The organism is Paenibacillus sp. J5C2022 (genome assembly GCF_025567625.1).
Taxonomy (GTDB): Bacteria; Bacillota; Bacilli; order Paenibacillales; family Paenibacillaceae; genus Pristimantibacillus.
On sequence record NZ_JAOQJC010000018.1, the window covers coordinates 126,246 to 137,040 of the forward strand.

Genomic DNA, 10,795 nt, shown 5'->3' on the forward strand with positions numbered 1-10,795 from the left:
CCGCGGATGCGTTTCTTGCTGCGGTTAACGAAAGGCACCTCCGCCAAAGTGCAGTGCAATTCAGGGAGGTGCCGGTTCGGTTCACATCATCGGGCGGTCTGAAGCATGGATGAGCAACCTCGGTTTATTCGTTTTCAATTGATTTCGTTTTATTGCGGCTTAGCCGCCAAAACTGCGGCGCCGGCCGCCTTGCCGTCAACACCGAGAACTTCGATTTCATCAAGGAAGACCCAGACGTTGACCGGGAATTCAACTTTGACGTAGCGGGCGTATACTTTATCGGCTCCCGCTTTCCCCGGCACGCCGTCTGTTATCCCGCTCCATCTCACGAACTCGGCCGAGACAGCGTCCTGTACCGATGGCGGAGAAGCGGTTGCCAGCGTGCTCCAGGTTTGGCCGTTAGTTGAAACGGAGAAAGTGACGTTCTGAGGGAAATAGATGCCGGGCCCTTTATCCTGAAGAAAACGGGCTCTAACTAGCCCGATTGATTTGTTGCGGCCCAGATCAAATGTGATGGTGCGGTTTCGTTCCTCCGGGTACTCACTTCCCGCATAGCCCTGCCACTGCTCGTTGCGAAAATCCGTCCCGCCGAACAGGCCGTTCGTAAGTTCGTTCCCGGAATCAGGATAGTTGCTGTTAGGCGGCAGCGAAATCGTGTAATTGTCGCCAAGAACCAAATTGCTGAGCCCCCAGCCATCTGACCAGGTTTGAATGAGAACCTGGGCGTAAGTATCAAGCAGCGTTGCTGCCGAAGCCGAAATTAGCCCTTGCGCTTGCACAGCCGGGTCGTGAATGTGTGCGAGAAAATCCTGCATATACGTTACGGCGTCTTTCAGCTTGTTTTGGTCCAGAAGAAGCTTGATGATCTGCAAACGATACAACAACTCATCGCCAAAAACAGAATTGATTTCATCCGACGCGACATAACCCTGTACAAGCTCCGCCATCGTCTCCGGCGACGGGCTGCTGTCAATGGCGTACGTTCCATTCAAATACTGGTACAGCCAGTCATACATTAAACGCAAACCCGGGTCCTTGCTCACCCCCAAGTTGTATACGGCATTATTGCCTTGATAGTAAGCTCTGAAACCGTTCTGCATCAGGCCGGATCTGACGCCGCTGTCCAAGTATTCGATAAAACGCTGGCGGAGTACGGGATCTGTCAGCACTCCGTCATCGAATTCAACTTCGTTCCCCATCCCGTACCGCTTGGCATTATTCGCAGCATCTTCCAGACGGTCGGAATCCATTCCGCCAAAGAAGTAATTCGGCTGGTAAGCCGCGGCGTCCAAGCCGACGTCTTTCCACATAAACATTTTGTAAGCCATAGAGTGCGGAATCCAGAAGGCCTTCTTGTTCATGGCGTGCACTTTTTCCGTCACCGCGCGAAGCGTGTCCGGTCCCGATTCAGATATCTCGATTTGTTCCGGCATCCAGTACATGCCAACAAGATCAAGATTGGAATAGCTCGCGGCTTGCCATCTTTGCTGAACCTGATCCAGCCACCACTGTACCGCTTTTTTCCTGTTTTCAAATGCCATTTCTTTGCCTGCGACGGAGTCGTTAAAATTCAAGGAACCGCTGCCGTCAATATCGCCAAAATCTGTCAAGGATTCCCCGGGATTCGGAATCATTAGCACAACCTTCACTTGATGATCAGGCTGATTCAGCTTGGCTCCGACTTCCATGGCCGCCTCATTCAACTGCTGCATATCCCCCGAGGCTGCAAATGTTTTATCCAAATACCAGTTCCAATCGTCCAGATTCGTTTGCCCAAGGCCGAAATCGCGGCCGGCAGGCGAAGCAATCCCGAGATATAGAACGCCGTCAAAAAGCCAATCGACCGGCTCGCCGTCTTTATTTACATAACTGATGTTAGGGATAAGCCGTTCCTTGTTCCAATCGCCCAAACCGTTCGCGTATTGTCCGTTATACAGCAGATTCAGATTCCGGATACCGGCTGTGGCTTCCCCCGGCTCCAAAAAATGAGGCTGCTCGGCAGGAACCTTTACTGCCCCGTCAACTTTGCCGTCCATACCTATAATTTCGATTTCGTCAATATATTCCCATAGCGCATGATGCATCGAAAATGCTACTTTCACATAACGGGCGTAAGCCAGCTCGCCATCCGTATACCCGCCTTTGATTCCGTCCCGGCTGCCATCCCATTCAAAGGTCTCCTGTCTGGGCGGTCCTCCTCCCCAAAGCAATTGCGTAGCGTTATGGGAAAGCAGTCCCCAATTTTCCTTGTCGTCAGAGACATACATCGATACCGACAGTGGCACGAGAATCGAATTTGTCGGATAGTCTTGGAAAAAATGAGCGGTTATCCTCCCGACCGACTTTTCCTCCCCCAGATCGAATACGACTTCGCGCGTTTTTCCGCGCAGATGCCCTACCCATGCCGGGTCGTTCATATCCAATGTGCCGTATATCCCATCCGTAAGCTTGTATCCGTCATCGGGATGCGAAACTTCCGGCGCTTCAGACCATTCATAGGGAAGACCTGCTGCGAGATTGCGGACATTCGTCTGCTCCGTTGCCGATGGTGTGGCCGCCTGATTAGCGGACGCAGCCGCAACGGGAGATTTCACCTGCATTGCAGAAATCGGAGTTATCAGCAAAGCTGCTGCCATCAGGACAGATCCCCATTTTTTGATCGGATTCATTTGGGTCAGCTCCTTTTTATTTTTAGCGATTCCGTACTATTGCGCCTTTGCCGCCAGAAACTCATCGATCTGCTTTTGCAATTCCTGCTGAATTTTTTTGAGGGCGGAGCCGGCCTCCGCATCGAATTTCTGCAAGGTTTCGTCCGGGTCAATAACCCCGTTGAACAGCGCTGTGTAATATTGCCCGTCAGCTATATTGTACTGGCTGACCTCATTTTGCACCGGAGTGCCGTCAAATTCGAAACCGGCCAAAATATCGGGCGTGAACATGTCTGCATCGCGAAGCACGGCTTCGAATTCATCGTTCTGCGGGTCGCTATCTACAACTCTGCGCTCATCGGTCGGATTCCATAGCCATACATAGCCGAATGCAGAGTAGCCGGAAGTATCCAGGTTTTTCATTTTGTCCTCTCCTACCGCTTCCCAATGCTTTCCTTCGATTCCGTAAGAGAGCAGGTCGTAGTTTTCCTTCTCATTCGCCCAGTTCAGGAACATAATGGCCCGTTCCTTGTTTTTGCTCACCTTCGGAACAGCCAGGAAATTCCACTGTTTAAAATCGGTTATGTTCGCGCCCTTCTCCGGATTAAAGAAGGTGACCGTTTCCAGCTCGCTGTCTGGCACATTGTTGTTGAGCGTGTTCTTGAGGGAATCGCCGATGCCGAACGCGCCGTTCGTGACGATCGCCACTTTGCCTGCCGAGATCGGCTGGTGAAAATCTTTCGTCGTCAAAATGTCCTTGAAAATCAGTCCGTCATTAAACCATTTGCGCGTGTTCGCCAGCCACGTTCCGATCGGCTCCCGATCCTCCAGCAAATTGTAAACTTTTCCATCATTGTTCTTGTAGTAAAGCATCAGGCTGTTGCCCAGCGCGTGGGTCGGTCTGACATGGGTGTCGTAATCGTTCAGCGCATGGTGAGCAACGAATGAATAAGTGGCGGAGCCAGCGGTCATCGGGATGATGCCTTTCTCCTGCTCCTTCACCTTGTAGGCGAATTCGATCAAGTCTTCATAGGTTTTGATCGGCGGGACGCCGAGCTTCTCGCGAATGTCTTTGCGCACCATGTAGGAATTGCCGGACATGTAGCTGACGCCGAGCGGAACGGCCATAATTTTGCCGCCGTACTTGTTGTAGTTCCACATTTGCTGAGGCCGTTTCTCCAGCACCGTCTTGCCATACTCGGCCAGCAGGTCGTCCAGCGGCTCATAGAAACCGCTTGCAATCATCTGATTGATGTGCAGCCACGGCGCATCGAAGATAAGATCGAGGTTTTCGCCGGAGGCAAGCGTCACCTGCGTCTTTTGCGCCAGATCGGACCAGGGCACGAACACGACGTCCAGCTTGACATTAATCGTATCCTTCATGCGTTTCTCCGCTTCGGCGATGACCAAATCCATATCCGACGGCCGGTCGCCGGGAATCATAATTTTCAGCGTCACCTCTTCAAGCTTGGCGTCACCGTCGGCTGCGGTGCTGTTTCCCGGCTGATCTGAAGGTTCGGACAGCTTCCCGTCCTCTTCATTCTTGTCTGTACAGCCCGCAAGTGCGACTAGCGTGATTAACATAATAAACGCGACGGACAACAGTCTTTTCACGGTTGAATTCCCCCTGTTTCATAAAATTGGTGCCGTTCTACCCTTTTACGGACCCAAGCGTCAATCCTTTAATGAAGAAGCGCTGAATGAACGGATAGACGAACACAATCGGGCCGATGGTGACACAGACGATCGCCAATTGCATGCCATAAGTCGGCACAACAACATTGTACTGTGTCTGACTGCCGCTCACATAAGCCATCACATTCAAATTAGACATCAGCTGGCGGATCATCATCTGCAGCGGCAGCATTTTGTAATTGTCGATAAACAGCAGCGACAAGTACCAATCGTTCCAATATTGCAGCGCATAGAACAGACTCACCGTAGCGATGGCAGGCAGTGCAATCGGCCAGATTATGCGAAAGAAAATAAAGAGATCATTGGCTCCGTCCACCGTCGCCGCTTCATTCAATTCATACGGCAGCGTCCTGTAGTAGGAGACGAGAATGAAGGCGTAGAACGGATTGAGCAGATAGGGCAAAATAAGCGCCCATACCGAGTCCTTCAAATGCAGCCAGTTGGCGATCAGCATATAGAAGCCGACCAGCCCCGCACCGAACAGCATCGTCAGAAAGGTCAAAAACGATAAAATGTTGCGATATTTCACTTTCCGATGGCTCAGTGTATACGCATAGGCGGCTGTCACGAGAACGCCCAACGACGTGCCGGCAATCGTTACAATAATCGTAATGCCGTAGCTGCGGAACACCTGCTTGCCGGAGAGCAGAAATTCGTATGCGTGAAGGCTGAATTTGCCCGGCAGCAGCTGATATCCCGCTGTTTGCAAAATCGATTCATCGGTGAACGAGTTGATGAACACGATCCAGAACGGGATGAAGCAAAACAGTGCAAACGCGCTCAGCACCGCGTACATGAAAACAAGAAACAACCGTTCTCTCACAATAGATCACACCTTAGAATAGTCTTGAATCCGCGTCCACCTTGCGCGCAATCCCGTTAAAGATCAGAATCATGACAAGCCCCATGCAGGATTGATATACGATAACGGCGGAGGACATGCTGAAATTGCCCAGCTGCCGCAGTGCACGGTACGCATACGAGTCGATGACATCCGTCGTCGGAAAGAGTACGCCGTTATCTCCGATGATCGCGTAAATCATGCCGAAATCACCGTAGAAAATGCGTCCGATGCCTAGCAGCGTCAATACCATCACGATCGGCCGCATGAGCGGCAGCGTAATGTAGAGCATCTGCTGCATCCGGCTCGCGCCTTCGATTCGCGCGCTCTCGTAATATTCCGCGGAGATTCCTGTAATGACCGCCAAAAAAATAATGGAATTGTATCCGGCAATCTTCCAGGCGCTGATTACGGTGAGGATGTACGGCCATGCACCGGGCGTCAAATACCAGTCCACGCCTTCGAAGCCAACAACAACGGCAAGCACGCGGTTAATGAGCCCCTCCGATGTGCCGAACAGCGTTAATGCCATCATGCTGACGACAAGCCATGAAATAAAGTACGGTAAAAAAATAAACGATTGCGCGATTCGCTTGAACAACTTGTTCCGGACTTCGTTCAGAAAGATGGCCAGCACAACCGCGCTGCCGAGGCCGGATACGAGAAACAGGGCATTGAGGAAAACCGTGTTCAGTGTCACACGCAGCCAATCTTTCCCATTGAAGAAAAATGCGAAGTTTTTAAATCCGACCCATTCGCTCCCCCATATTCCGTCCGACAGCCTGTAATTCTGGAAGGCGAGCAGGTGCCCCAGCATCGGCATATACGCGAATACGACCAGAAATGCGATGCCGGGCAGCGCCAGCAGGTACAAATACCGGTTCCTCGACAGCTCGCGCACGAACGTCCCGCCAAACCTTCTCCGTCGCTCCAAAAAGTGTTCCTCCTTTCTTATTTGGCTTGCAAGATTCGAACGATGCCATCGTAGCATTCACGGCAAAAGCTTGCCTAGTTCTCAATGGCCTTATTCGGTTCACGATTGGCTGATTTGCGGGAATTCCGCAGGTCATTATTTGTCCGGCTGGTTCGCAATCGTCCGCTTTGCGCTAATTTGCCGGGTTTTCGGCGATCTGCGCCTGCTCCGCTTGCTCTTCTGCCTTGCTGTTGCGGTATTGGGTCGGCGTCATGCCGGTCGCTTTTTTAAAGGCGGTGAAAAAATGGCTCTTTGTCTGAAAACCGGATTGCTCTGCAATGTCGGCAACCTGCAAACTCGTCTGTTCCAGCAGCTCCTTAACCTTGTTAAGCCTCTCGTTCAAAATAAAATGCGATAACGGCATCCCATATTGCTCGTGAAACAGGTGCCGAACATATTTGCCCGTCAACGCGATATGATCCGCGATTTCATCCACTGACAGCATCGGGTCACGAATATGGTAGCGAACGTATTCGATTATTTCCTCGATCAGCTTTTCTTTGCGGTTGAATCCCTTTCGGTCGCTAAGCAGCTGAATGATCCGGCCGGTCTCCTTCTTGAGCCATTCATGAACGTCGGCAAGCGTAGAGAACTGCCTCAAGTGGTGCTCAATCCCTTCAACACTCTGGATGGACGTCATTTTGCTGAACGATTTGACGATTGCGAACAGAAGCAGCTTCAGCTGGAGCTGGCACTCGGTATAGTTCATCGTCTGCAATCGTACGAACCACTCGTCCAGCATCTCCAGCACCTTCTCCTCTTTGCCGCTGCGAATGGTCTGGATTAAAGCATCATGCACGGCCCCCTCAATCGGAACCTGCAGATCGGCATAGCGCTCAAAATCCTGTTCGATGTAGATTTTGTCATCTCCGCTGACAAACTTGAACAAAGTCAGTTCATTCATATCGTCGTATACTTTGCGCAAATCATCATGCACGCGGCGAGCATCGCTTTCCGCTATCGTGACGTCCAATTTGACGTAGCTGGCAACTTGCCGGCGCAGTACCTTCAGCTCTTTGGTCAATTCGGGATCAGGCGAGGAACTGGCCGCACCAACGAGCACAACGAGATGGTCCGAGCCGAAATCGACTACCTCTATCGGCCGTTCCGGCCGGCCCAGCAGCTCCTCCGCGATATTGCCGATGGCATACTTGAGCAGCTTGCGCGAGACAAAATCATACTGCTCGGACATTTCATAATAGGAATCAACTTTGACAACGACCAGCCGGAGCCATTCGTAGTGAAGCAGACCGGATTCGCGGACAATCGCTGCTCTGGCGCTATCGGTAAGCCTGCCCTGCAGCAGCCACTGCCGCAAATATTCGGTCTTGATCAGCGGATAGTGATCGCGAAGCATGACGACTCCCTGCTCGATGACACCGTAATCGTTCTCTCCCTTCACGCCAAGCTTCCGCTGCAGTTGATCCGCCAGCCGGCGGAACGGTCCCACAAGACGGCGGGAATTCCAATAGGCGATCAGGAGAAGCGCCGCAAGCAGCAGCAGCGAGCAGGCGATAATGACGGTTTTGAACGCTTCGGCTTTTTCCCGGAATTGCTTCATCTCCGTGATGGATATAAGGGTCCACCCCATTGATTCAAGACGGGCATAATTAACGAACGCTTCTCCCCCGGCACGGTTCAGCTCGAATGATCCTCGCTTCAATCCTGTCAGGACGTTGCCGACGCTCTCCTCGAGCCGCTTATCCGATTCCCCCAGGATCAGCCTGCCCTGATCATCCACAATCGAGAGCAGCGTATCCACTCTTCCGCCGCCCGAGATTAAATGCTTCCGCAGCTCCTTTTTGTCGAACAGGACGACAAGATATCCGTCGTGGTTTTTCTGCGCAGGAGTCGAAGGAAGTTGGAGCGCCAAATACGAGTTTTCTCCTGTTTGGTGATCAAAGTAGCGGAGGAAGGACCCGGGATTGCGTTCGATCCGCCGCAGCATCGGCTGATCGTCGAACTCCTCGAACGGGAGCAGTCCAACTTTGGAGTCGATGACCTCACGTTTGAGCATGCTGAATACGTAAGCGGATTCAATAAAAGGCTCATTGGATAAATACTTGGTTAAAACCCGCATCGTACCGGCATTTTCCAGCAAATTTTCGGCAGGGGCATATATCCAGCTTTGAACGGTATGGTCTTCATACATATTCAGACTGTACCATTTCAGCTTGGTCAGCATAAACTCCGTCCGCTCTGCCATATCATCGATGCGATCCTGATTGAACGTTCCCATCTGTGAGTATGCGAATTGAGAAAATCGATTTGCCAGAAACAACGACAACGGAATAATCGTAATAGCGAAGAAAATACCGCTGATCACAAATATGCGCCAGGATGTCGATCTGAACATAGTAGCGGATAACCCCTTTCCCCTTTGTCATTATAAGTTCTCTATTGACCAGTACGTCCTATTTATACAGCACTCTTTTCCCGTTTGCCTAGTTCTCATTTGTCCGTCAAGTTCTGATTTTCCGTTTCTGCCCGTTCCGCAGCGTTTTTCAAGCTATAAGAAAAGAATACGAATAAAAGCCAAAGAACAGTCAAAATAAGCTTGACTGTTCCTTGGCTTTATTCATTGCGACTTACTCTGTCCATCATGCCCCCTTGCCGCCAGCCTCCTTCGCGCTCAACAGCGAATTCAGCTGCTCCAGCAGATTGCCGCCGCCGGTCAAGGAGATGTGGCCGATCTTGTCGCATATTTTCTCCAGGAACTCCAGCTCCTTCAGCCTGAACAGCGTCTCGTTCTCGTCCATCAGCTTCGCCGTATTCAGCAAGCTTCGAGTGGAAGCCGTCTCCTCCCGGCGCGTTATCAGATTCGCTTGCGCCCGCTTCTCCGCTAGCAGCACCGTGTTCAGAATATCCTTCACCTCGCCGGGCAATATAATATCCTTCAGCCCCGCCGACAGAAACTGGATGCCGTAATCGCCGCTTTTCTCCTCTAGACGATTCAGCACGAACGCGCCTATCTCCTGCTTCATCCGCAGCATATCGTCCAGCTTCATCGTCCCCACATACTCCCGCAGAATAAGCTGCAGCAAGATGTACACCTGATCCTCCAGATGCTTCACTTCCAGCGCTTTGAGCGGATTCTCGATCCGATACTGGCACACAAAGTTGAGCCTTAGTGTCACCTTGTCCTCCGTCATCAACTCTTGTCCGGTCATATCGAGCTGCTGCATACGCAGATCGGCGGTGCGGACGGCCACTTGTACAGGCCCCTTCCAGAAGCAGTATCTCCCCGGCGTCAGCTCCCGCTGCAGCACATTGTCGTAGAACAGCAAGCCCGTCTCATGGCTTCCCACCTCGAACGATTGCACATAACGACTCAGCCGGGGCAATATGGCTTTGTTCACATTTGCCCCTACTTCCGGATCACGGGTATCGATTGTCGTGAAGCTATGCTTTTTCAATGTATTCCAAAAGGCATACACTCCGGCTGTCAGCAAACCGGCGAAGCGTCCGTCTTCATAATGCAGCACATATTCGTCATCCTGTACTTCGACAACCTTCAGCTCCTTCACCAGCTCCGAATCTTGCAGGAAAACATCCAGCTCTTGACCGGGCACAACGAAGGGATGCGCCATTTTCAGAGGAACAATGGACTGCTCCAGCCAGCTGGCATATCGGTACGTTCCGGGTTGGACATGCTTCACATAGCTGCCGTTTTTGAACCACAACCCTCTCTCATCACGGCCGATTGCTGCTTTTTTAAACATATATAGCACCTCTTTTCGAGTGTTAATGTGAAATAAACTTAAGGTCAACCTGTTCGCGGGAATAATCCTGCCTTGCCAGACGGAATACGGCTTAAGAAGGAGGCTCGCGCCCTGCTTGGCTGCCCGTCAACAGACCACTTTCGAAGCCTGACTTCTCTCCTTGGCGCACCTGTCTCCCGGACAGCCAGCCCGGTCCGCTCGTCTCGATCGGTATCCGCCGATTGCGAAGCCTGCGCGGCAGTGGATCGCAGCAGCATCGGCCAGTGGCCTTAGCCGCTGTTTGCCCTGATTATTCCCGTTTAAGGTCTCTTGATCAGTTAGCCTTTTCTCGATTGAAAGTCGAGTACTCTACCATGAGTGTATCGCCCTGAATGCGACCGGGAATCGAACCCGAAACCAATATCCCACATATTGGAGGTTAGCGCCCCGCAATCCATACAGCATACAAGCGCACAGAGTGCGCCTGCACTGCGGAACCTAGTGATGTTCCTGCCCGGGTATGCCGCTGACAGACTGCTAACCGAAATCTATCATGAAAATCTCTATTAGAGATTGTTCATTCCTTTATAACCTTTGTTGACAAGCTATGAGAAAAACGCCTAGCGGCGTCCTCCCCTCTTGCTACGCATGCCCCCTTTTCGGCGCTCCAGTGTAGGATTCATACACTATTTCGGCTCGAACGCCCCTTTTCAGCACTCTAGTGTAGGATTCATACACTATCTCGGCTCGAACGCCCCTTTTCGGCGCTCTAGGGTAGGATTCATACACTATCTCGGCTCGAACGCCCCTTTTCGGCGCTCTAGTGTAGGATTCATACACTATTTCGGCTCGAACGACCTTTTTCGGCACTCTAGTGTAGGATTCATACACTCATATGGCCCGTACGCTCCTTATCGGCATAACCCCCACAAAGTGG

General features: G+C 51.7%; 7 protein-coding genes. All 7 read right to left on the bottom strand.

The window, feature by feature from the left end; all coding sequences use genetic code 11:
• Window positions 1-149: 149 nt before the first annotated feature.
• The 7 genes from M6D81_RS16180 to M6D81_RS16210 all read right to left on the bottom strand — a co-directional run bounded on the left by M6D81_RS16180 (window position 150) and on the right by M6D81_RS16210 (window position 10,136).
• Window positions 150-2,669, bottom strand: coding sequence for a DUF4855 domain-containing protein (locus M6D81_RS16180; protein WP_262677953.1), 2,520 nt, complete (start codon window positions 2,667-2,669; stop codon window positions 150-152).
• A gap of 36 nt (window positions 2,670-2,705) precedes the next feature.
• Window positions 2,706-4,262: an extracellular solute-binding protein gene (locus M6D81_RS16185; protein WP_262677954.1), complete on the bottom strand. Its 1,557-nt coding sequence runs from the start codon at window positions 4,260-4,262 to the stop codon at window positions 2,706-2,708.
• A 37-nt stretch (window positions 4,263-4,299) separates the two neighbouring features.
• Window positions 4,300-5,166 (bottom strand): carbohydrate ABC transporter permease, encoded by an 867-nt coding sequence (locus M6D81_RS16190; protein ID WP_262677955.1) that lies wholly within the window; start codon window positions 5,164-5,166, stop codon window positions 4,300-4,302.
• Between the two features lie 13 nt (window positions 5,167-5,179).
• Complete coding sequence (locus tag M6D81_RS16195) at window positions 5,180-6,118, bottom strand: ABC transporter permease (RefSeq protein WP_262677956.1); 939 nt, start codon at window positions 6,116-6,118, stop codon at window positions 5,180-5,182.
• A gap of 172 nt (window positions 6,119-6,290) precedes the next feature.
• Entirely contained in the window at window positions 6,291-8,513 is a 2,223-nt protein-coding gene (locus M6D81_RS16200) for an AraC family transcriptional regulator (RefSeq protein ID WP_262677957.1), read from the bottom strand.
• Window positions 8,514-8,757: 244 nt separating this feature from the next.
• Window positions 8,758-9,879, bottom strand: a complete 1,122-nt coding sequence (locus M6D81_RS16205; RefSeq protein WP_262677958.1) for a slipin family protein — start codon at window positions 9,877-9,879, stop codon at window positions 8,758-8,760.
• A gap of 44 nt (window positions 9,880-9,923) precedes the next feature.
• Window positions 9,924-10,136 carry a hypothetical protein gene (locus M6D81_RS16210; RefSeq protein ID WP_262677959.1) on the bottom strand — a complete coding sequence of 71 codons (213 nt, stop codon included), beginning with the start codon at window positions 10,134-10,136 and terminating at the stop codon, window positions 9,924-9,926.
• Between the last annotated feature and the right edge of the window lie 659 nt (window positions 10,137-10,795).